22 protein-coding genes and 1 riboswitch are annotated in these 22,907 nt (G+C 45.9%); of the genes, 8 read left to right on the top strand and 14 right to left on the bottom strand.

The features are described from left to right. Positions 1-61 precede the first annotated feature (61 nt). The 7 genes from NYE62_RS03345 to NYE62_RS03315 all read right to left on the bottom strand — a co-directional run bounded on the left by NYE62_RS03345 (position 62) and on the right by NYE62_RS03315 (position 5,860). Positions 62-259, bottom strand: coding sequence for an NETI motif-containing protein (locus NYE62_RS03345; RefSeq protein WP_003155772.1), 198 nt, complete (start codon positions 257-259; stop codon positions 62-64). After that, positions 256-810 carry a DUF5698 domain-containing protein gene (locus NYE62_RS03340; protein ID WP_016937019.1) on the bottom strand — a complete coding sequence of 185 codons (555 nt, stop codon included), beginning with the start codon at positions 808-810 and terminating at the stop codon, positions 256-258. The genes NYE62_RS03345 and NYE62_RS03340 overlap by 4 nt, the downstream gene beginning before the upstream one ends. A 122-nt stretch (positions 811-932) precedes the next feature. Beyond that, the gene (locus NYE62_RS03335; RefSeq protein ID WP_003155777.1) at positions 933-1,106 is read right to left on the bottom strand and encodes a Fur-regulated basic protein FbpA; all 174 of its coding nucleotides are present in this window, start codon (positions 1,104-1,106) and stop codon (positions 933-935) included. Between the two features lie 138 nt (positions 1,107-1,244). Continuing rightward, positions 1,245-2,027 carry a hypothetical protein gene (locus NYE62_RS03330; RefSeq protein ID WP_014304542.1) on the bottom strand — a complete coding sequence of 261 codons (783 nt, stop codon included), beginning with the start codon at positions 2,025-2,027 and terminating at the stop codon, positions 1,245-1,247. Positions 2,028-2,224: 197 nt separating this feature from the next. Next, positions 2,225-3,547 carry an NCS2 family permease gene (locus NYE62_RS03325; RefSeq protein WP_007408891.1) on the bottom strand — a complete coding sequence of 441 codons (1,323 nt, stop codon included), beginning with the start codon at positions 3,545-3,547 and terminating at the stop codon, positions 2,225-2,227. 131 nt (positions 3,548-3,678) lie between these two features. After that, a riboswitch (purine riboswitch) is annotated at positions 3,679-3,780 on the bottom strand. 122 nt (positions 3,781-3,902) lie between these two features. Then, entirely contained in the window at positions 3,903-5,345 is a 1,443-nt protein-coding gene (locus NYE62_RS03320; protein WP_342497234.1) for a DUF4179 domain-containing protein, read from the bottom strand. Beyond that, on the bottom strand, positions 5,327-5,860 hold the full coding sequence (locus NYE62_RS03315) for a sigma-70 family RNA polymerase sigma factor (RefSeq protein WP_342497233.1): 534 nt from the start codon (positions 5,858-5,860) through the stop codon (positions 5,327-5,329). Before NYE62_RS03315 ends, NYE62_RS03320 begins: the two co-directional genes overlap by 19 nt. A 319-nt stretch (positions 5,861-6,179) precedes the next feature. On the opposite strand from NYE62_RS03315, the gene NYE62_RS03310 reads away from it, so the two are divergent. Continuing rightward, positions 6,180-6,947, top strand: coding sequence for a GNAT family N-acetyltransferase (locus NYE62_RS03310; RefSeq protein WP_251257721.1), 768 nt, complete (start codon positions 6,180-6,182; stop codon positions 6,945-6,947). A 184-nt stretch (positions 6,948-7,131) separates the two neighbouring features. Here NYE62_RS03310 and guaA read toward each other — a convergent pair whose 3' ends face one another. From guaA to NYE62_RS03285, 5 genes are all read right to left on the bottom strand, one after another. Then, positions 7,132-8,673 (bottom strand): glutamine-hydrolyzing GMP synthase, encoded by a 1,542-nt coding sequence (gene guaA / locus NYE62_RS03305; RefSeq protein WP_007408887.1) that lies wholly within the window; start codon positions 8,671-8,673, stop codon positions 7,132-7,134. A gap of 163 nt (positions 8,674-8,836) precedes the next feature. Next, positions 8,837-11,044: a DUF4129 domain-containing transglutaminase family protein gene (locus NYE62_RS03300; RefSeq protein ID WP_342497232.1), complete on the bottom strand. Its 2,208-nt coding sequence runs from the start codon at positions 11,042-11,044 to the stop codon at positions 8,837-8,839. Positions 11,045-11,062: 18 nt separating this feature from the next. After that, entirely contained in the window at positions 11,063-12,247 is a 1,185-nt protein-coding gene (locus NYE62_RS03295; RefSeq protein WP_199022395.1) for a DUF58 domain-containing protein, read from the bottom strand. Further along, on the bottom strand, positions 12,247-13,209 hold the full coding sequence (locus NYE62_RS03290; RefSeq protein ID WP_039252491.1) for a MoxR family ATPase: 963 nt from the start codon (positions 13,207-13,209) through the stop codon (positions 12,247-12,249). The genes NYE62_RS03295 and NYE62_RS03290 overlap by 1 nt, the downstream gene beginning before the upstream one ends. A gap of 138 nt (positions 13,210-13,347) precedes the next feature. Then, entirely contained in the window at positions 13,348-14,220 is an 873-nt protein-coding gene (locus tag NYE62_RS03285) for a cation diffusion facilitator family transporter (protein ID WP_199022394.1), read from the bottom strand. 386 nt (positions 14,221-14,606) lie between these two features. On the opposite strand from NYE62_RS03285, the gene gabP reads away from it, so the two are divergent. From gabP to NYE62_RS03265, 4 genes are all read left to right on the top strand, one after another. Further along, entirely contained in the window at positions 14,607-15,992 is a 1,386-nt protein-coding gene (gene gabP, locus NYE62_RS03280) for a GABA permease (protein WP_144464647.1), read from the top strand. 108 nt (positions 15,993-16,100) lie between these two features. Next, entirely contained in the window at positions 16,101-17,639 is a 1,539-nt protein-coding gene (gene cotA, locus NYE62_RS03275; RefSeq protein ID WP_039252495.1) for an outer spore coat copper-dependent laccase CotA, read from the top strand. 204 nt (positions 17,640-17,843) lie between these two features. Then, a complete protein-coding gene (locus NYE62_RS03270) occupies positions 17,844-18,053 on the top strand; it encodes a cold-shock protein (protein WP_007408879.1) in 210 nt (69 codons plus the stop codon). A gap of 98 nt (positions 18,054-18,151) precedes the next feature. After that, complete coding sequence (locus NYE62_RS03265) at positions 18,152-18,310, top strand: hypothetical protein (RefSeq protein ID WP_003155794.1); 159 nt, start codon at positions 18,152-18,154, stop codon at positions 18,308-18,310. 30 nt (positions 18,311-18,340) lie between these two features. Here NYE62_RS03265 and NYE62_RS03260 read toward each other — a convergent pair whose 3' ends face one another. Together NYE62_RS03260 and NYE62_RS03255 are read right to left on the bottom strand one after the other, a co-directional pair. Beyond that, positions 18,341-19,387, bottom strand: a complete 1,047-nt coding sequence (locus NYE62_RS03260) for a PD40 domain-containing protein (RefSeq protein WP_007408878.1) — start codon at positions 19,385-19,387, stop codon at positions 18,341-18,343. Positions 19,388-19,452: 65 nt separating this feature from the next. Next, on the bottom strand, positions 19,453-19,821 hold the full coding sequence (locus NYE62_RS03255; protein WP_007408877.1) for an RlpA-like double-psi beta-barrel domain-containing protein: 369 nt from the start codon (positions 19,819-19,821) through the stop codon (positions 19,453-19,455). Between the two features lie 365 nt (positions 19,822-20,186). Between NYE62_RS03255 and NYE62_RS03250 the strand changes: the two genes are divergently transcribed. From NYE62_RS03250 to rsiV, 3 genes are all read left to right on the top strand, one after another. Next, positions 20,187-21,227, top strand: a complete 1,041-nt coding sequence (locus NYE62_RS03250; protein ID WP_007408876.1) for a 2,3-butanediol dehydrogenase — start codon at positions 20,187-20,189, stop codon at positions 21,225-21,227. A gap of 187 nt (positions 21,228-21,414) precedes the next feature. After that, complete coding sequence (locus NYE62_RS03245) at positions 21,415-21,912, top strand: RNA polymerase sigma factor (RefSeq protein ID WP_003155802.1); 498 nt, start codon at positions 21,415-21,417, stop codon at positions 21,910-21,912. Continuing rightward, positions 21,912-22,772: an anti-sigma-V factor RsiV gene (gene rsiV, locus NYE62_RS03240; RefSeq protein ID WP_015416955.1), complete on the top strand. Its 861-nt coding sequence runs from the start codon at positions 21,912-21,914 to the stop codon at positions 22,770-22,772. The genes NYE62_RS03245 and rsiV overlap by 1 nt, the downstream gene beginning before the upstream one ends. The last annotated feature ends 135 nt before the right edge of the window (positions 22,773-22,907 follow it).

Raw genomic sequence — 22,907 nt, 5'->3', positions numbered from 1 at the left:
CTTAGATAATGTCAACGACATTATCGAACGATATAAAAATTCTTTCTTTTAATGTTCGTGTTTAGATCAATTTCCCTTCAAATACGATTTTTTTCCCGCAAGGAACGACTTGAATTGATCCATTTTCTTTCTTTTCTGTAAAGATCGGCTCTTCCATCCGCCGGACGGGCATATAGCCCTCTTCCTTCATTAAAGTGAGAATGGTATCAATCGTTTCATGTTCCGTTACTTCAAACCGTTTCTTCTTTGGCTTTGTCATTCCTTAATTCTCCTCTTTTTCACTGCTTTCACCCAGAATCCGCCGTGGATCGCTTTCGGCTCAAAAGCGATGATAAACGCTTTTTCATCAAGCGTTTTAATCGTATCATAAAGCTGAAGCTCATATTTGCGCGGCGTCAGAATCTGCATGGCGGTCCGGTCTCCTTCAAGTCCGCCCGCAACCCAGCTTGTAACCCCGTATCCTTTTTCCCGGAGCTGTTTCGGCAGGTCCAGATCAAGCTCTTTCGTAATGACGTTGACTGTTATGTAGCCGAGCGCCAGTTTTTCTTCAATTTTCATTCCCACTATGACGCCGAGGCCGTAGCCAAGCGCATAGGCAATGACGTTTTGAATCTGATTCAGATTGCCGAGCACAAGACTCAAGCCGGTCACATACACAAGGATTTCAACCGTACTGATGCCTGCGGCGAAATAGCGCTGTCCCTTTAATGTCAGAATCATCCTGATCGTAAAGAAAGAGACATATATAATGTTAATGATGAGAATAATGAGAACCATACCTATACTGTTGGATAAAATCGTCTGCATCACTGATTCCCCTCCTCTGATACTTTGAAAAGCATCAATCCTTCAATTAAGGATAGTTTACCCTCTTTTCATCATTTTCAAAAGAAAAAAAAGCCCGCCCCGCAAGGCAGACTTTCAAGCTCTTATCAGTGAAGCTCGGCTTTTTTCAATCGTTTGACGGCTTCATATTCCTTTTCAAGTTCACTCAGCGTGTATCCGGACAGTTCCTGAACATGGTCTTGATAAAACCCTGAGCGGATCAGCTTTGTCCTCAGGTGCTGTTTTTTCCGATTAATGGCTTCTCGCAACAACGGGGCCATCTTCATCATCCCTTTCCGAATCATAAAGAGTAGTGCCGCTTTCGAATTGCTGTTGCTCCCATCATATATCGGACGGCTTTTCAAAACAACACGCTTTATCAGAAAAATTTGTAAACATTGTGAAAGACAAATTTCGACTTATAAAGGGATCAGCGAAGCAGTAAAGTACTCTGAAATAAGCGGCCATGTCACAGCCGTAAAAACGAGCATGATGATAACCGCCGCGGAAATACAGTACATCACGTCAGCCGCAGGCTTTTCAGCCGATTTGTATAGAATCTGCACAAACTGCACCATCGCCGAGGCGGCCAGAAACAAGGTCAGCGCCGTAAACACCACGGTGATGACCGGCAGATTCAATATCGCGAAAATCATCCACACGATAGAGCAGGCGACAGCCGGAACCAAAAGCGATCCGACCCCCGCGGCCGCATCCCGCATCGTGATTTTCTGTTTCATCATATAGCGTGATACAAGCCAGACCGCCCCGGCCGCAGCGGCAAAAAAGACGAGCGTATACACGAGAACGACGGTAAAGCCGTCAAAAAACGTATGATGCCGCTCCCCGTATCCGAGAGGCCTTTGCTGGCTTGCTCTCAGCTGAAACCAATTTCCGATTGAGAAAAAGATACTGAATACAAGCATTGAAATAAGAGCATATTTAAAGCGGGAAAAGCCGTCTTCCCCAACGACCTTCACCGGTGATGTCAAAATGCGCAGCGCGAAACGGCAATAACGTTTGACCGCGGCCCATGCAGAAGCGAGTTTTTCCGTAAAAGCCGGAGCCGGGCGCCGTTCCTTTTCTTTTTTCTTTTGCTTTTGATAACGTCCAGCATTTCTGGACATTCTCGACAGCGGTTCTTCATCAGTCCCCTGATGCTGTTTTTCTTCTTCCAACGTTTCTTTTCTTTCTTCCGTCATGTCAGCAACTCCTATCAAAAAAATACGGCGGAATTTGTTAAACAAGAAAATAAAACACTTATATAAGGTACCGAAGCGTCCTTAAACAGTCAAGCGGTTTTCTTCACCCGGACACCCACATGACGTTTTATAGTATGTATTGGTTTTACGGAATAGGACAAAAACAAAAAACCGGCTTTCCTCAGCCGGTTTTTCCGTTATTTTAAGAAGATGAAATACAGGATAAAGATGACGAACAGCCCGTACATAATCGGGTGAACGCTTTTTCCTTTTCCTTTGCAGATCATTGTAATCGGGTAGAATATAAAACCGATCGCAATCCCCGTCGCAATGCTGTACGTCAGCGGCATCATAATCATCGTTAAGAATGCCGGCACAGCCACCTCGAATTTATCCCAGGCGATCTTCCCGAGCGGCGCCACCATCAGCGCGCCGACAATAATTAAAGCCGGAGCCGTCACATTCGTGGTGACAACTGACAGAAGCGGCGAGAAAAACATCGCCAGCAAAAAGAGAATGCCCGTCACAACAGCCGCGAAGCCGGAGCGCGCGCCCGCCGCAACGCCTGAGCTGGATTCAACATAAGAAGTCGTTGTAGACGTACCGAGTACGGCTCCGATAACGATTGATGTTGAATCCGCCAGAAGCGCTCTTCCCGCACGCGGAAGTTTGTTTTCCTTCATCAGCCCGGCCTGTGTCGCTACAGCCACCAGCGTTCCGGCCGTATCGAAAAACCCGACGAACAAGAAAGTTAAAATGACAATCAGCATTTGTACGGAGAAGATATCCGGAAGATGCATCCACGCCTGTCCGAAAGTCGGCGCAAGACTCGGCACGCTGCCGACAATGTGCGTCGGAACCGGAATCAGTCCGCAGACCATGCCGGCAACCGCCGTCAGAAGCATTCCGATAAATACGCCGCCGTTTACGCGAAGCACCATCAAAATGACCGTCACAATAACACCGAAAACCGTCAGCAGCACAGGACCGCTGTGAATATTGCCGATAGACACCAAAGTCGATGAGTTTGCTTCAATAATGCCCGAACCCTGCAAACCGACAAATGTGATAAACAAACCGATACCCGCGCCGACCGCTAATTTCAGCTCAGGCGGAATCGCATTAATGATTTTTTCCCGCAATCCCGTCAGCGAAAGCGCCACGAAGATAATTCCGGAAATCAAGACGCCGGAAAGCGCAGCCTGCCATGAAATCCCCATGCCGAGGACGACAGAGAAAGCAAAAAACGCATTTAATCCCATACCCGGCGCAATCGCGATCGGATACTTTGCAATGAGCCCCATTAAAATACAGCCGGCCGCAGACGCCAAGGCTGTAGCGGTGAACACCGCGCCCTGATCAATTTTTAATGCTTCGGGAAATCCTTTCACACCGTTTAAAGACAATGTCAGCGGATTGACGAACAGAATGTACGCCATTGACAAAAAGGTCGTTAAACCGCCGATGATTTCATTACGATAGCTTGTCCCCAGCTCATCAAACTGAAAAAATTGCTTCAAGCCAATTGCCTCCTTCATTCTCTCCCATTTATTCTGCCCGTTATCCGCCAAATAAAAAACGCCCCAAATACATTTGGGACGCTTGACTACATACGTTCAGTCTGAATAAATAAGAATGGATTATTTATATCAAACGATTGAGATTGATCCGTAGTCAAGCCATTTACGGTAGCTTGGTAGAAACTTGCGGGCCATATCCCCGCCATTATACGATATCTGCATATTTGATTTCTGAGTCTATTGTATCAATTCAATTTTGAAAACTCAATAAAAAAACGAACAATCCCGTTAAAAAAAATTGGTTTATTCGTTAATTGACCAAAAATGGAAGACGGCAAAAGCCGCCTTCCATACATCATTTTCCGTCCGCAGGCCGAACCGGCACCGCGAATGTGATTCCGCTGTCATCCGCCAGCAAGTTCATAACCGTTTGATTGACGTACAAAGCATATGAATCGAATGAAAAATCGCGCAACGAATAGTCTTTATCGGATGAATCATCCAATTCAAAAACGGATTCCATTTCACCCGTTTTAAGATTCATGACTTTCGCCTTATTTCCTTTCAGATAATAGCCTTTTTCATACTCATCAACTGATGGCCAGGTTTTCATTTTTTTCGTATTGCCGAGACCGATTGACTCACCGACATTGATCAGCTGATCTTTTTCCGCTTTGCTGTAATTAATTCCTGTGAATTGATAATCGACGATCACCCGTCTGCCTTGCTGTTTGATCTTTTTGACGGTAATGCCGACATGATGATGTTTCGTTTCATAACTGACAGGCAGTTTTGTTTTCAGAGGCACGATTTCTCCCGGCTCTGATTCTGATTTTAAATTACCCATTATGAAAAGTGTTTTCGCTTTCGGGTCTATCGGTTTGCTGAATTGAGTTTGGCCGCGTATTCTTTTCCCGCCTCCGGGAAGATTCTTTCTGCCGCCAAGTTCAATATTCGACATCGTCATTTCATAATGGTTTCCTGCATCATCCGTTGCTTCGTCAATCGAGATGGCATCATTTTTAGCTGCATCTTGAAAGTCGATAGAATACAGGAGAGCCGATCCCATCGTTCCGTTTTCCGCCCGGATATCGAAAAAGCGGTATAATCCGTGATTTACATTCACAGCTTTCGTTCCTTCAAGAGAAACGGACTTTTGTTTTTTGATCGGAAGTGTAAAGCGCCAATTTCCGGGGATATCCTTGATTTGTGTAATGACAAGCGGAAGCTTATCACCGTCTTTCAGCTTTGAGCCGTCCGTGAACAGGCGAAGCTGCCCCGCGTACCGCCCGTCTTTCATTTTTTTCATATCACTGCTGTCATAATCCTCTGCTAACATATTCCGTGGATCTTTATAATCAACTTGAAAAGAGATGCTCTCCTCATCTGATTTCAAATTGTCAACGGTAAAATTGTAAACGAGCTGTCCGCTGTCGTAATACACACTTTTCACTGTCACCGTAATCCCGCGTGATTCCGCTTTCTCATTCAGTTTTGTCACCAAATTGCTTTTAAACAGCGCAGAACCTGCCTTATCCTGAAACAGACTGTAAATTTGTCCGGCAACAGGAATGTTTCCCATAGCCGTGTTAACGGAGGGCATGAATAAGCCTGAGGACAGATACAGAATAAACAAAGCAGCAGCAACCGCGAGGCCGTTTATCACTTTTCGTCCCCATCTCCGTCTGACGGCGCCTTCTTTTCCGGCACGGACTGCGGCGCTGTGTATCACGTTTTTCAATTCAGCTTTCGGCACGTCAATGTCCTGATACAATTGCTTCATTTGATGCTTTTCCATATATGTTTATCCTCCTTTTCCAGCTCCTGCTTCAATGCTTTTCTCGCCCTGTGCAGATGCGTTTTTACAGTGCCTTCCGCCATACCGGTCTGTTCAGCGATCATAGCAATCGAGAAATCTTGAAAATAATAAAGCTGAATGGTCAGCTGTATATGTTCGTCAAGCGTTTCCAGGGCATTCCGAAGATCTATGTATTCTTCAATGTTCTTATTCTCCGCGCGTGTATCATGTTGCGGCTCAAACGGGATGACGTCTCCGTGCTTTTTCCTCATCGCAAAAATCGTATGAAGCAAAATCCGGATCAGCCACGTTTGAAAATATTTCGGCTCCTTCAACTGCGCGATATGAAGAAAAGCCTTGTAAGCCGTTTCCTGAACAGCGTCCAGTGTATCTTCCTTGTGATGCAAATAGAGATAAGCTGTTTTATATAAAGTCTCCTGATGAGCTGTGATCAGTTTTTCAAAGGCTGCGGCATCACCTTTTTTCGCCTTTTTGATCAATCGTTCTTCCTTCACCTTATCCACCTCCTATGCTGTTAGATATGAATCGGGGCAAAACGGTTTCAAAAAGATGAAAAAAAACGCCTCTTTTTTAAAAGAGACGTTTTTTTATCTTGGTTTATTCCCATTCAATGCTTTCTAAACATTATAAGAATTAATTTATTGAATATCAAGCCTTTTGGGGTTTGTAGTTCCTTGATTTAGAAGTTACCATTAAAAATATTGCTCCCCCGTGTTCTGAATATTATGGGAGGGGGTAAATACTGTGATTTAGTGTTTTAGTTGACCTTATAATAAAAAAAGCGCACTAAATCGAATTGAAAGGTGCAAAAACATGATTACAAATCAACAATTAGTCATAAACAATTTGGAAGAAAAATTAAAATCATTTACCCATACAGTTAGCGGAGAGCTTACAAAGGAAGAAGATTTCATCATAGCAAATACAAAAATCCCCACTGATACATTTAATGTAATATTACCGAAATCTCCAAATATCAAAAATACAGTTAAGATCAGACATGGAATCGATAATTTTTCATATAAAAAATATCCCTTTAGTATTTGGATTGATCCTCAGTATTTAACTGAGGATTGGACAAAACTTATACAAGAATATGATCTAAAAGAAGCGGAACGTAATGTAATGATGAAACTTGAAAATACTCTTAATGTTGGGCAAAGAATTTCCCATCAGCTTATGATTACTGCTGTGAAAAATGATGAAGAACTTTTAAAATATATAGACATATTCACGAGCTTATTTGAGGGTACACCAGAAAAAGATGCACTAGAAAGTTATTTTAATACGTTTTCACAAGTAAAATTAGGTTCAGAAGTTCAGATGTTTATTGGATGCAAAGATGAAATGCCTGTAACTACCGGTTTATTAATAGAAACCAAAGATAGCTATGGTATTTATGATGTGATGACAAAAGAAACATTTAGAGGTAAAGGAATTGGCAGTGAAATGTTTCAATTTCTTCTAAAGCAAACAAAGGATAAACAAAAACCAGTTGTATTACAGGCTTCAGAGGATGGAAAAAATATCTATAAGCGATTTGGATTTATAGATGTCGGAGAAATAGTTGTATTTGAATAGAGGGTTTCTTTAATTTGCTTAATTTGAACAAACTTTATTCTAAAACAACATTAATTATTATCCCATTGTGGAATACTTTTTCTTTAAAATTCACGGTTCAATTAATAATATTGGATCAATTGTTGCTATAAAAGAAAAAAGAGCTTAGAACCCTTATAAACCAAGGATTCTAAGCTTCTTTTGACTATTCCCACTCAATCGTTGCAGGCGGCTTGCTCGTAATGTCATACACGACGCGGTTGATGTGTTTCACTTCATTGACGATCCGTGTCGAAATCACTTCGAGCACATCCCAAGGGATACGCGCCCAGTCAGATGTCATGCCGTCAATTGATGTTACGGCACGGATACCGATTGTGTAATCATACGTTCTCGCATCTCCCATGACGCCGACGCTGCGGATGTCAGGAAGAACCGTGAAGTACTGCCAGATGTCGCGCTCAAGGCCGTGGTTCGCCACTTCTTCACGCAGAATCGCGTCTGATTCACGAACGATCTCAAGTTTTTCTTCCGTTACTTCGCCGAGTACGCGGATGCCAAGTCCAGGGCCCGGGAACGGCTGACGCCATACGATATCATCCGGAAGGCCGAGCTCTGTGCCGAGCGCGCGCACTTCGTCTTTGAAAAGGGTGTTCAGCGGCTCGATCAGTTCAAACTGCATATCTTCAGGAAGTCCGCCGACATTGTGATGCGATTTGATCGTTTGCGCCGTAGCAGTACCGCTCTCGATAATATCCGTGTAAAGCGTTCCTTGCGCAAGGTAATCGATGCCTTTCAGCTTGTCCGCTTCATCATCAAACACGTAAATGAATTCGTTGCCGATGATTTTGCGTTTTTGCTCAGGATCAGAAACACCTTTCAGCTTGTTTAAGAATCTGTCTTTCGCATCAACTTTAATGACATTCATATTAAAGCCTTCGCTGAACGTTTTCATGACGCCTTCCGCTTCGCCTTTACGAAGCAGGCCGTGATCGACGAAAATACAAGTCAGCTGGTCGCCGATCGCTTTATGAATTAAAGCAGCCACAACAGAGGAATCAACACCGCCGCTTAGCGCGCAAAGAACCTGCTTGTCTCCGACTGTTTCACGGATTTTTTGCATTTCGATTTCGATAAAGTTTTCCATTGACCATTTGCCTTCACAATCGCAAACGCCGAATACAAAGTTTTTCAGAAGATCATTGCCGTATTCAGAGTGGCGCACTTCCGGGTGGAACTGAACGCCGTACCAATTCTTGTCCGCTTTGCTCATCGCTGAATTCGGGCAGTGATGGCTTGTTGCGTCAACAGTGAAGCCTTCAGGAACTTCTACAACCAAATCGCCGTGGCTCATCCACACAACCTGTTCTTCCGGAAGATCTTTGAACAAGTCAGGGGTTCCTTGAATCTGAATGTTGGCTTTTCCGTATTCGCGCTGGCTTGCCGCCTCGACTTTTCCTCCGAGATAATGAGTCATCAGCTGCATGCCGTAGCAGATGCCCAATACAGGAATATCAAGTTCAAAGATTTTTTCATCACAGCGGAAAGATCCTTCATCATATACACTGTTTGGTCCGCCTGAAAGGATAATTCCTTTTGGATTCATTTCTTTGATTTCCTCAGCTGTCAACGTATGGGGATGCAGCTCGCTATATACGCCAAATTCACGGATCCGGCGGGTAATCAGCTGGTTATACTGACTGCCGAAATCAAGAACAAGAATCATTTCATTCACTAACTTCGTCATGGTTGTCACCTAATCTCCTCTAAGTTTTTGACACAGAAAAAACGGAGGACACACGTTCAGCCCTCTGTCGCGCAAGACTTGTCCGGAAGCCCGGCTTTTTAACGCTCCCGGGCTCCCATTTAACATTCATTTATTCTAACAACAGGACGATATGCGGTCAAGACTATCTTGTTTTAATTATATTTTCCCACAACTGTCCCGATTCATTCCAAAGCTCCGCTGCATTATCCCTGCGGTATAAGGCCCGCTCATAGAGCAGCGTCAGCTCGGACATGTCGTTTGTATGGTACGCCTCGTCAATCCTCGCGGCAAAATCGCGCAGCGTTTCTCCGTCTCCCCTGCTGAATCCTTTTCGTTTCAGCTGGCGGAGCAGCGCGGCATATGCGTCGAAAAAGACGTCTTCATCCGTACGCCGCTTCAATCTGGCTGCTGTAACGTGCGGAATCCAGCGCGCCCGGAACAGCCAGGCGAGTGCCGCCGCGGCTGAAATCACGATGACGATGGCTGCATACGGCCACAGCTGTGCCGCGGTTTTGTTGCGGATCACAGGCTGCGGTGCCGCACGGTGATCCCGCTTTTTCGGTGTTTTTTCTTTTTCCGGCTTTGTTTCCTGACGCTGCTTGTCAGACGATGAATCCGAATTCCCCGCTGAGCCTCCGCTGTCTTTTGCCGCGGTATGATTTTGCTCTGACGTAAACTCCGTCGGATTGGTGAAGCCTTTTGTCGGCTCAAACGTCACCCAGCCCTGATCGGGAAAATACACTTCTACCCACGAATGGGCGTTGTTGTTTGTGACTTCATAAATGTGGCCATTATGGTCGCCTGCCCCTTTATATTCGCCGGATGTATAGCCCTTCACCCAACGGGCGGGGATTCCCGCAGAGCGGAGCAGCACAGCCATTGCCGATGAAAAGTTATCACAATATCCTCTTTTCGTTTCAAACAGAAATTGATCGACATAATCCTGATTGTGCTCCGGAACCGCGACATCCTGTGTATTATACGAAAATGCGGAAGATCCGAGATAATCCTCGATCGCCTTCGCTTTATCGAACATATTATGATGATCCCGCGTCAGTCTGTCCGCAAGCTGTCTCACTCTTTTCGGAAGGCTGTCGGGGACCTGTAAATAACGGTCATTGAATTGATTCTGCTCACGGTATCGTTTCACTTTCACTTTTCTGAGATCATTCAGCTTAAAGACGGGCGCCTGAAAAGTCACCGTGTACCGTCCCATATTGCGGATGTTGCCCACTTGTTCACTGACCGGCATAATTTGCTCGGTGTTTCCGTTCATTTCAAGCTGAATCGAGTGCTTCGGTTTAATATTGGAGACGCCGATCGGATACATGACGTGATTATAGAGATAATTCTCATCAATGGACACCTGTGCCGTATATCGTCTCGTCTGCACACTCCGGTCAAACCATATATCTTCCACGTTGCCTCCGTTCAGTTTATAGGACATGCCCTGATCGGTCTCCACCCAGCCTTTCCCCGTGTATGTATCCTTCGTTTCCACCCGGAAGTACGCCCGTTCTTTTCCCTTCCATGTGAAAACCGGCGTATCATCCTGCTGAAAAGGGCCGCCCAATGTTTCATCATGATTGCCGTAGCCGATTTTGCTTTCGGCGGCGGGCACTTCTTTGTGGTTTGTTATTTTTTTAAGAAACGGCACGGGGTCCGGCCAGTTCGGGTCTGATTTCGGAGCCGCCAGCCCGAACACGACGGAAGCGCAGATAAACAGCATCAGCGGCAGAAACCATTTGAGTATCAATCTTTTTTTAAACGCTATGTGTTCCGTAAGCCGGATGCGCTCCATATACAAAAGCCCCATCATCAAAAAGCCGATAAAGACGATCCGGATGACGGCGTACGCGGCATCATAAGGAGTAAACGTATCAAGCACGGTGATATACGCCACCGTCATGATAAAAAAGAATAATATTTTCCGCTGATAGATCACCCAGTAATGCAGCAAATACACGAGCAGCCATAAAAGCACAAAAAACAGCAATGTGCGGAATGACGGATTCATGTCATTCCATCTTCCGGACCCGATGTGGCGGGCATTTTGCATCACGTCCCGCAAAAAAGAAACGAGCCATTCCGGCTGAAAAACCGAACCTTTATAAAACAAGATGTGAATACTGATCAACGTAAACAGAATGCAGGACGGCACGGTGACGTACCACCTCATCCGGAAGAATGACAGCAGAAATGCCAAACCGATAAAAACGATGAAAAAACCGGTATGTTTTGTATCTGTAAAATTGTGCAGCGGCCTGAGCCATTCCCATAACAATAAAAAAGCGAGAAAATAAAACAGCAGCAGACTCAGCCTGCTTCCCTGGTTCTCGTCATGCGGCATGGCGCGCCACCTCTCTTTCTAAACAACATGGGACACCCGTTTGTCCCTGATCATTTGCACCTTAATATTTTTTTGAGCGAAGATAAGAGCGAGTTTCCGTTCTTTCTCCGAAAGCGCGGCATTCGTTTCTTTCGCCAAAAACACCGTCATGTCAGCACGGCCGGGCTCAGCCTGTTTGAGAAGGTCTTCTGTAAGACTGCCCGTCACGACGGCAATGGAAGCTTTGCGGACGCGCGGATCCGCCAGCTCTTTTCCTAAACGCCCGCCTGCATCGGCTTCTTCCGATTCTGAAGCTGATGCCAGGTAACGCAGCATCTTTCTGAAATGCCGGTCTCCCTCCCGGACGGGAAATACGGTCCGGTCGCTCCCCAATGAAATAAATCCTGCGGGAGAGCCCTTCACAAGCGCCGTGTAAAGCAGGGATGCCGAAGCTGATACCGCGGCTTCAAACGATGGGGACGGCCTGCAGTCCAAAAAGAGAATCATATTCACACTCTGCAGCGGGTCAAATTCCTTCGTCATCAGCTCATTTCGCCGCGCCGATGTTTTCCAGTCAAGTGCGGAAAACCGGTCGCCCGGCTGATAATTTCTGACGCTCGCAGCCATTGCGGAGCGGTGTACCTGAAACGGAGCGCCGGCAGCCGCACCCTCTTCTCCGGATGAGACCTGCGGCTTATAGTGAACAGACCCGTACGCCGGGAAAACCAGAACCGTATCCGTTACGGAAAACGACGCCGTCTTGTCCAAAAGCCCGAGAACATCTCCCGTCCGCACTCTTATCGTATGTAAATGATGCTCTCCGCGCGGCACCTGCGGCAGCTCATATTGTAACGTCAGCTTCCTTTGAAACCACGGAAACACGAGCTGTTTCGCACTGCGCCTCTCGCCAAGCGTTTCCGGCATCACATCTTCAATGACCATATATGTCAGCGGAAACGGCAGGCGCCTCGTCAGCCTGATGGTGACAGACAGCCTGTCGCCTGAGGTTAACTGGGCGGAGGACACGTCACGCGTCACCTGAAACGCCCGTAACGGGTACACAGCGACCAGCCCGGCGTAAACGGTAAACGGCAAAAACGCATAAAATAAAAACCAGCTCACAAATCCGCCCTGAAACATGGCATAAGAAAAGACAGCCGCCGTCAGTACGGCCAACATAAGCAGCTTCCAGCCATATAGAAGCCAATGCATCTTCCTTCTCATTAGCGGACCGACATCCTTTGGACGGGGACTTTTTCCGTTTGCATGATGTCTTCTATAACCGCTTCCGGGGTCACATCGTTAAATTTCGCCTCGGCGGTCAAGATCATTCTGTGCGGCAGCGTATACGGAGCCAAATACTGGACGTCATCAGGAATGACGTAATCGCGGTCATGAAGCAGCGCGTACGCCTGCGCGGCTTTCATTAATGAGATTGAACCGCGCGGACTTACGCCCAGATGTACGGACGGATGCCGGCGGGTATGCTGAGTAATGCCGACGATATACGCTTTAATTCCATCATCCACCCGCACCTGCTCCAATTTTCGCTGAAGGCTGATAAACTGTTCTTTAGAAATGACGGGCTCGATTGTTTCAAGCGGATTGCGCCCTTCCTGCAAAGACAGAACTTGAAGCTCTTCCTCGGCAGTCGGATAGCCCATGCGCAGCTTAAATAAAAACCGGTCAAGCTGGGCTTCGGGAAGCGGATACGTTCCTTCATATTCAACCGGGTTTTGTGTGGCCATGACGAAAAACGGCTCAGCCAGCCGCATTGTCTTTCCGTCAATCGTAACATTCCCTTCCTCCATTGCCTCAAGCAGGGAAGACTGCGTTTTCGGAGAAGTTCTGTTAATTTCATCAGCCAGCACGATATTCCCCATGATCGGTCCAGGGCGGTATTCAAATTCCATCGTTTTCGTATTATAAATAGAGACACCCGTCACATCTGACGGCAGAAGATCCGGCGTGAACTGAATCCTCTTAAAGTCAGCTCCGATCAGCTTGGCCAAAGCGCGGACCATCATCGTTTTTCCGACTCCCGGCACGTCTTCCAGCAGCACATGCCCTTTTGCGAGAATGGCGGCCAGACTGAGTATGGCGATATCCCGTTTTCCTATGATGATGTTTTCAATATGCTCAACGGCTTTCTCCAGCAGCGGATGCAGCTCTTCTTTATAAGCCATTCTTCTCCTCCTAGTCATCTCTCAAATTTCAATTATCGTAACCTAACTTTACCACAAAATATAAACAGTATAAAAAAACGTTTCCAGCGAATTGTTTCCAGTCTGAAAAAGGAAAAAGCTCCCTTTAGAAAGGAAGCTTTATTTCAGCTGGAGAGGCTCCATATGAACGTGTGAATGGTCAATGGCATGTTCCTCTTTCATCTTGCGTTCTACCTCATTTGCGATCTCATGACTCTCTTTAATGTTCAGATCTGACGGCACTTCAATGACGACATCAATATGAACGGAGCTGCCCAGATATCTCGCTTTAATATCTTTTAAACGGCTGACGCCCGCAATCTGTTCAATCGTCTTTTTATAATCAGAAATATGTTTGACATCAAAACCGTCAGTCAGCGAATGAGAGGATTCCTTAAAAATATCCCACGCGGTTTTGCAGATGATCAACCCGATGATAAACGCGGTAACCGTATCCACCCAAGCCAAATGGAACTGTGAAGCAAAAATTCCGATAAACGTGCCGATACTGACGAGCGCATCTGATTTATTATCAGCGGCCGCAGCTGAAAGGGCCTGGCTGTTTACCTTTTTGGCAAGCCCTTTCGTATAGCGGCAGACCATCAGCATCACGACGGCGCTCCCCGCGGCCGTCCAGGCGGCTATCATATCCGGTGTTTCCTCTTTAACGGAAAAAATAGATTGCGCGGCGCTGAACAGCACTTGCATTCCGACAAGCATCATAATAATGGAAGCAATGAGTGACGCGACGGTCTCCGCCCGAAAATGGCCGTAAGGATGATCTTCGTCAGGAGGTTTCTGAGAGATGCGCAAACCGATGAAAACAGCCGCAGATGCCGCGATATCAGTCGCATTATTTAAACCGTCGGCCCGAAGCGCTTCTGAGTGAAACAAATAACCGATCACAAGCTTCACAGCCGACAATGCCGCATATGCGCCAATACTGACAATCGCTCCGGTTTCGCCTTTTTTCAATTCATGATATCTCTCCACTGAAAATCCTCCTTCCCGTTCAATTTTTCCTTCATTATCATACAAAGCGAGGACACAGTGGGTCTATAGAAACATGATTCACTTTCCACAGAAAAATAGTAAGCATAGAACATTTATGCACTCAGGAAACTTATTTTCATTCACAAAACCCCTCTCATCCCAATCGTATCAAGGATTCTCGCCAACCCATGTTCATGGAATTATTTTCAAAACCATTAAAACACAGAAATAACAGAAAATTATTTCTTTTCCTTCCGGCACTTTCTGCTGTACGGACGAGAAAAAATGTCATATTTTCTTACATCATTTTCAACTGCCTGTGGCATTTATGATAGAATAATACTTGTCTGAATATTCAGCATAAACAAACCAAAAGGAGGCAAAGAATGAATCAGCCTAACTCTTTATCAAAGGGATTAAAAACCCGGCATATGACTATGATTTCAATTGCCGGCGTGATCGGCGCCGGATTATTTGTCGGAAGCGGATCCGTCATTCATTCCACCGGACCCGGAGCGATTGTCTCCTACGCTTTAGCAGGATTATTAGTGATTTTTATTATGAGAATGCTGGGGGAAATGTCCTCCGTCAACCCGACAAGCGGTTCGTTTTCACAGTACGCGCATGACGCCATCGGTCCTTGGGCCGGTTTTACGATCGGATGGCTGTATTGGTTTTTCTGGGTCATCGTCATTGCCATTGAAGCCATTGCAGGCGCCGGAATCATACAGTACTGGTTCCCGGGCATTCCGTTATGGCTGACGAGTCTGCTTCTGACCGTGCTGTTAACACTGACGAATATTTATTCAGTTAAATCGTTCGGCGAATTTGAATACTGGCTTTCCTTAGTGAAGGTAGCGACGATCGTTGTCTTCTTAATCGCAGGATTTGCGTTCATTTTCGGAATCGTCCCCGGCAGCAAACCGGTCGGGCTGGAAAATCTGGCGGGACACGGCGGATTTTTCCCTAAAGGTCCAAGTTCCGTTCTGCTCGGCATCGTCGTTGTCATTTTTTCTTTCATGGGATCTGAAATCGTCGCAATCGCAGCGGGAGAAACGTCAAATCCGGTCGAATCCGTCACAAAGGCGACCCGCTCAGTCGTTTGGCGGATCATTATTTTTTACGTCGGCTCCATTGCGGTTGTGGTCACACTGCTGCCGTGGGATTCAGCCAATATTTTGGAAAGCCCCTTCGTTGCCGTTTTGAGCCATATCGGGGTTCCCGCAGCCGCTCAAATCATGAATTTCATCGTCCTGACAGCCGTTCTGTCCTGCCTGAACTCCGGGCTTTATACGACGTCACGGATGCTGTATTCACTGGCAGAGCGAAATGAAGCGCCGCGGCGTTTTATGAAACTGAGCAAAAGAGGCGTACCGGTTCAAGCCATTATCGCCGGCACCTTTTTCTCCTATATTGCCGTTGTTATGAACTACTTTTCTCCCGACTCCGTATTTTTGTTCCTGGTCAATTCATCAGGGGCGATCGCACTGCTCGTCTATCTCGTCATCGCCGTCTCACATCTGAGAATGAGAAAGAAAATCGAACGGACAAACCCTGAATCTCTTAAAATCAAAATGTGGTTTTATCCGTACTTAACCTACCTGACGATCATCGCCATTTGCGCCATCTTGTTATCTATGCTGTTTATCAGTTCAATGCGGTCTGAATTTCTACTGACAGGATTTATTACTCTGCTGGTACTTGCCTCATATGTATTCCGCAAAAAACAAAAACCGAAAGAGAGCGCTTCCGAAAGCCGGATTGCGCAATAACCGCAAACACCCCCCTCAAAAAAGGGCGGGTGTTTTTTTAACCAACCTGTTCAAGGCAGCATTAACTGTAGTACAGGATTTCAATAAATGATAAGGACAGGATGAAAAATGGCTCTAGAAAAATTTGCAGATGAACTGCCGATTATCGAAACACTCCAGCCGCAGAAGAAATCAGACGGCAGCACGTATTATGAAGTCACCATGAAGGAATGCTTTCACAAGCTGCACCGCGATCTCCCGCCGACCCGGCTGTGGGGGTATAACGGTTTATTTCCGGGCCCCACGATCGACGTGAACCAAGATGAAAACGTCTATATTAAATGGATGAATGACCTTCCGGATAAGCATTTTCTGCCCGTGGATCATACCATTCACCATTCAGAAAGCGGCCATCAGGAACCCGATGTCAAAACCGTCGTCCATTTACACGGAGGAGCAACGCCGCCGGACAGCGACGGCTACCCGGAAGCATGGTTCACAAAGGATTTTAAGGAAACGGGTCCTTATTTTGAGAGAGAGGTATACCATTATCCAAACAAACAGCGCGGGGCTCTGTTATGGTATCACGATCACGCCATGGCGATTACGAGGCTCAATGTGTACGCCGGGCTTGCCGGGATGTATATCATTCGCGAGCGAAAAGAAAAGCAGCTGAAGCTTCCCTCCGGAGAGTATGACGTACCGCTTATGATTTTGGACCGCACATTAAATGACGACGGTTCCTTGTCTTACCCGAGCGGACCTGCTAACCCTTCCGAAACGCTGCCCGACCCTTCCATCGTCCCGTTTTTTTGCGGAAATACCATTCTCGTCAATGGTAAAGCGTGGCCGTATATGGAAGTTGAACCGCGGACATATCGTTTCCGCATCCTTAATGCCTCCAATACGAGAACATTTTCTCTCTCGCTCAATAACGGCGGGAAGTTTATTCAAATCGGTTCTGACGGCGGATTGCTTCCCCGCTCTGTCAAAACACAATCTATCAGCTTAGCCCCGGCAGAGCGGTATGATGTGCTCATCGATTTCTCCGCCTTTGACGGAGAACATATCATTTTAACGAACGGCACCGGCTGCGGGGGCGACGCCGATCCGGATACAGACGCCAATGTGATGCAATTCCGCGTCACAAAACCGCTGAAGGGAGCAGACACAAGCCGGAAGCCTAAATATCTTTCAACAATGCCTAATGTGACATCAAAGAGAATACACAATATCAGGACGCTTAAACTCACAAATACGCAAGACAAATACGGCCGGCCCGTTTTGACGCTGAATAACAAGCGATGGCATGATCCTGTGACAGAAGCGCCGAAGCTCGGCACAACGGAAATCTGGTCGATTATCAATCCGATGGGGGGAACCCATCCGATACACCTGCACCTTGTTTCCTTCCAAATCCTTGACCGGCGTCCTTTTGACTTAGAGCGCTATAACAAATTCGGCGACATTGTGTATACAGGCCCCGCCGTCCCGCCTCCTCCAAGTGAAAAAGGCTGGAAAGATACCGTGCAGGCGCACTCGGGAGAGGTCATCAGAATCGCGGCGACCTTCGCTCCTTACAGCGGACGCTACGTATGGCACTGTCATATTCTAGAACATGAAGATTACGACATGATGAGACCGATGGACGTCACGAATAAGCAGTAAACAAATATCCCCCCTTTTAGAGAAGGGGATTTTTTATTTATCCAAAAAGAAAAAATAAAAAGACACTTATTTGCATATACTGTAATAACAGGAAGACGATGCACCCTCATTGGAAATCTGGATAGAAAAAGGAATTAGGAGATTAGGGAAAAGTATGAGACAATGAAGGAGTGCACGAAAATTCATAAGGGAAGAAGTGACTTTATGTCTTACTACAACAAACGTAATCAGGAACCGCTGCCTAAAGAAGATGTCAGTACGTGGGAATGCACAAAAGAGGACTGTATCGGCTGGAGCAGAAAGAATTTTGCCGGCAGTGATACCCCGACTTGCCCCCTTTGCGGCAGTAAAATGATCGACGGCGTCCGTTCGTTGGTAAATCTCCAAAACAATAACCAAACGGCATCAAGTTAGACCTCCCTTTTACGAGTCTCAACATAGAGAAGGCCTCCATGTCTCATGAGAGGCCTTTGCGTTATCATTTCCTTTTATGATGCAAAGGAGCAATGAACATGAAAAACGATCGGCAGCAGAAAGATCTGAAGGAAATGGCAAAACGGCGGAAAATGAACCTTGCCGCACAGTCATTCATCGAAACGCTTCATTTTGCCGTTCCGATTCTCCGTTTTTTCAAATGGCTCGCCTCAGCCGCAGCCAGCTTTGTTCATTAAAAAACACCCAGCGGGCGCTGAGTGTTTTTTTCATGATTGGATGACGGAAAAACTGTTGATAATGCCGTTGTCATTTTCCCAGACTTTTTCGCATTTTTTCGTATCCAAATGATAAGCATAAATGGTCCGGACCTTCGCATTCCGCCCCGTTTCATCCTTCAGACGCTTAGCGCCTTTTGCTTCCGCCATGAAATAAATGATGCTGCCGTCTTTAGAAAACTGAGGCTGGGCATCAATCAGCGGAGCGAAGTCCTTCCCGTTTGAGATAATCGTTTCATCTTTTTTCGTTTTGACATTCATCAGACGGATGGACGCTTTTTGTTCCGTCCCTTTTTGGGTATAAGATGTAAAGACAAGGTTCTTTCCGTCCGGTGACACCGCCACGTCGCTGATAAACTGTTCAAGGTTTGTCAGATCCTGAAGGTGTTCGCCCGCTCCTGCTGCAAACCGGATATTCGTCGGTTCAGGGTCAATCCCCTTCTCATTTGCCTCATCCGTTTTTTGATAATCCTCTTTTACGGAATAATGCAGAAGCGCAAAATCGTTTTGGCTGCGGTTATAAAAGAAGCTGCTTACACTGTCGTCTTTCTCATCGGCGGCGGGATACAGATTTTCATAACGTTTCGTTTTCAAATCAAAAGATGCGAGACGGAAAATATCTTCATCCGCTTTTCCGAGACGGAAATAAATGTGCGTCAGATCCTTTGATAAAAACAGACTGTCAGCGCTTGCCGTTCCTTTATAAAGCACCGTCTTCTTTTTCGTCTTCAGATCAAGCTTATAGAGACGCATCTCATTTTGGTCATTATTCCCGACAAAATAGAGCACCTGATGGGCGTCATCCAGCGCAAACGCCGGATATGCCGAAAGCTTTTCCTCATACAGCACGCGGCCGTCCTCGTAATATTTCGTCATCAGATCTTTGTCTGTAATGGAAACAAGCAGCTTGTCATGGCCGCCGGAGACAACGGCTTTTCCGCCGCCGTCGCTTTTTCCTTTAATCAGTAAAACGGACGCGATGACCGCCGCCGCCAAAACGGCTGCCAGCAACATCCAGATCCATCGTTTCTTCTTCATTATCAATCTCTCCGTCAATCAGAAAAAGCAAGAATCAGAGTCCTTGCTTTTTAAGATGGTCTATTTTAATAGCTGTAGTGTCCGGATACTCTTCCTTTGCTTAACGGATATCCGAGCGCTTTGAACGCTTTCGGGCTGACATCCAATACGGCATTCGGCAGACGGCCTACATCATTTTTGTATACGGTGATAACCTTTTTCGGTTTTGCTTTCGCATAAGCTCTGATTTTCGTTCCGTTTCTCGGAACGTCAAATCCTAATTTTGTCGCGCAATCCCAGTGTCCCAGTTTTTTACCGGAAGATCCTTTTTTACCGACTCCATTATACCATGTAATATTTCCGTTCACTTTTTTAGCACTTGCATCAGAAGAGTAACTGATCGCTCCCAGCGTACTTCCTGCTAAAATCAATAAGGCTAAGAATAACTTCTTCAAGCTTTCGTCCTCCTGATTCTTTATTCTAGGCAAAATTATACACCAAGAAGACGATTATAATATTTCAATCACTTTACATGTTCATTACAACGTGATGAGACATGCACACAACGACGGCACAATTTCCTGTTCTATATAATTCCATGGTAAATTATACTACAAAATTTAATTCATTAGCGTTATAATATTCATAGAGTATTTCTGCATTCAATATGGACTTTTTATAAGGCCTATTGATAGTTGCATAATATGATATATTTTGAGAAAAATCAGGCTTTAGGAAGCAGGCACTTTATTCCTTTTAACCGTGGTTCATATTGATCATGTACCTATACTCGTTTCAATCAGACTAGGAGTGATAATCAATGAAAGCGGCAAGATGGCACAATCAAAAAGACATTCGAATCGAAAACATTGATGAACCTAAAGCAGAACCGGGTAAAGTCAAAATTAAAGTCAAATGGTGCGGGATTTGCGGAAGCGACCTTCATGAATATTTGGGAGGCCCGATCTTTATTCCGGTCGGCAAACCTCATCCGTTAACAAACGAAATGGCGCCCGTCACGATGGGTCACGAATTCTCAGGAGAAGTCGTTGAAGTGGGCGAAGGCGTCAAAAATTACAGCGTCGGCGACCGTGTCGTCGTGGAACCGATTTTTGCCACACACGGACATCAGGGAGCCTATAACCTTGATGAACAAATGGGATTCTTAGGCTTAGCCGGAGGCGGCGGCGGATTTTCTGAATATGTATCCGTTGACGAAGAATTGCTGTTTAAGCTTCCTGAAGAGCTTTCTTACGAACAGGGCGCGCTTGTTGAGCCGTCAGCGGTAGCGCTTTACGCCGTCCGCCAAAGCAAATTAAAAGCGGGCGACAAGGCGGCAGTTTTTGGCTGCGGACCGATCGGGCTGCTTGTGATTGAAGCCCTGAAAGCGGCCGGCGCCACAGATATTTACGCGGTTGAACTTTCACCGGAGCGTCAGGAAAAAGCGAAAGAACTCGGCGCTATCATCATTGATCCGTCAAAAACGGACGATGTCGTTGAAGAAATCGCTAAACGCACAAACGGCGGCGTTGATGTTTCTTATGAAGTAACAGGCGTTCCTGTCGTTCTCCGCCAGGCGATCCAGTCAACAAACATTGCCGGTGAAACGGTTATCGTCAGCATCTGGGAAAAAGGAGCGGAAATTCATCCGAACGATATCGTCATCAAAGAACGGACCGTAAAAGGCATTATCGGATACCGTGACATCTTCCCTTCCGTTCTTGCACTGATGAAAGAGGGGTACTTCTCAGCAGATAAGCTCGTCACGAAAAAAATCGTGCTCGACGATCTGATTGAAGAAGGCTTCGGTGCTTTAATCAAAGAGAAAAACCAAGTGAAAATCTTAGTCAAACCGAACTAAACCGTTCAGCTGAATATCAACACATCCGAAAAAGAGCCGTTCCGGCTCTTTTTTTTATCTCATCGTCTTTCCTTCCTTTTCCTTTTAAAAATGATCCCCTCTGCGCAAACTATTTTTCACCCTGTCCCGTCTATCCTTAGGCAGCAGCCTATGATACGTATTTTAAAAAAAGGAGCCCTTTGAAGCAATGAAGAACGAAACAGCCAAAGCGTCGCTTGTGACGTGCATAACTGAGCGCAAGGAAGACTTTTACCGGCTGGCGTACAGTTACGTAAAGAACAAGGATGACGCGTTAGATATTGTTCAAGAATCAATTCAAAAAGCGCTGACATCGGTCGAATCCGTCAAAAACCCCGATGTGATCAAAAGCTGGTTTTATAAAATTTTAGTGCGCACGGCCATTGATTTTCTCCGCAAACAGAAAAAACTGAAAGTGATGGACGATGAAACGATCGAGTTTTTAAGCCGCGGAAAGGAAGATCACTACAAAGACACAGACCTTCACGAAGCGCTTGATGACCTGCCGCATCAATATAAAACCATTATCATTCTGCGTTTCTTTGAAGACCTGAAATTAGAAGAAATCGCGGACATCACGGGGGAAAACATCAACACCGTCAAAACACGCCTTTACAGGGGGCTGAAGCTCATGCGCATTCAGCTGACGAAGGAGGATCTTTCTTAATGGAAAAGAGATTAGAACAATTAAGAGAAGAGTATAAAAGCGTACCCATTCCTAAGGAACTGGACAGCATTGTCGAAAAAGCCCTTCAGCAAAAACCGAAGAAAAAACGAATCGTGATGTGGCCGACATCCGCGGCAGTCGCTGCGGCCGTCTTATTTACCGCCGTTGTCAATATCAATCCGGATGCCGCACAAGCCATGTCTAAAATCCCCGTCATCGGCAAAGTCGTCCAAGCCATCACATTCACGGAGATGAAGGAAGAAAAGAACCAATCAAGCATTGATGTGAAAACGCCCGCTCTGTCCGGCCTTTCCGATCATAAACTCGAAGACAGCATCAACCGGCATTATATGAAAGAAAGCAAAGAGCTGTATCAGGAATTTATGAAGGCGACCTCAAAAAGCAAAAAAGGCCACCTCAGTATTTACAGCGATTATGAAACCGTTACTGACACAGCGGATTTGATCTCAATCCGCCGTGATATCGAAAAAACGCAAGCTTCCTCTTATACGCAAAGCCGTTACATCACGATTGATAAAAAGAATGAGGCCGTGCTTACGTTAAAGAGCTTATTTAAAGATGACCGTTATATTAAAGTCATCAGCGAAAATATTAAAGAACAAATGAAAAAACAGATGAAAGAAGATCCGAATAAAATATACTGGGTCGAAGATAATGATATGTCGGAGCCTTTTAAAGCGATCCGCGCCGACCAGAATTTTTATATTACAGATAAGCACAAACTTGTCATCTCATTTGATGAATACGAAGCGGCACCCGGATATATGGGCGTTACAGAGTTTACAATACCGACCTCCGTCATCTCCAAGCTGCTTGTCGGAGACCGCTACATCAGATAAAGAAAGAAAAAAATCCATGATATCCGCAGATCATGGATTTTTTCTTTCGTCCCGCAACAGCCAAGATGCACAAGGGACCCTTTTCATATATCAGACGCCGGACGGGGGCTGAAAAGTTTAAGAAAATCACAGCAT

It is taken from the genome of Bacillus sp. FSL K6-2861 (assembly GCF_038630725.1).
Lineage (GTDB): Bacteria > Bacillota > Bacilli > Bacillales > Bacillaceae > Bacillus > Bacillus velezensis.
This window is presented reverse-complemented; position numbering and strand designations above follow the sequence as displayed.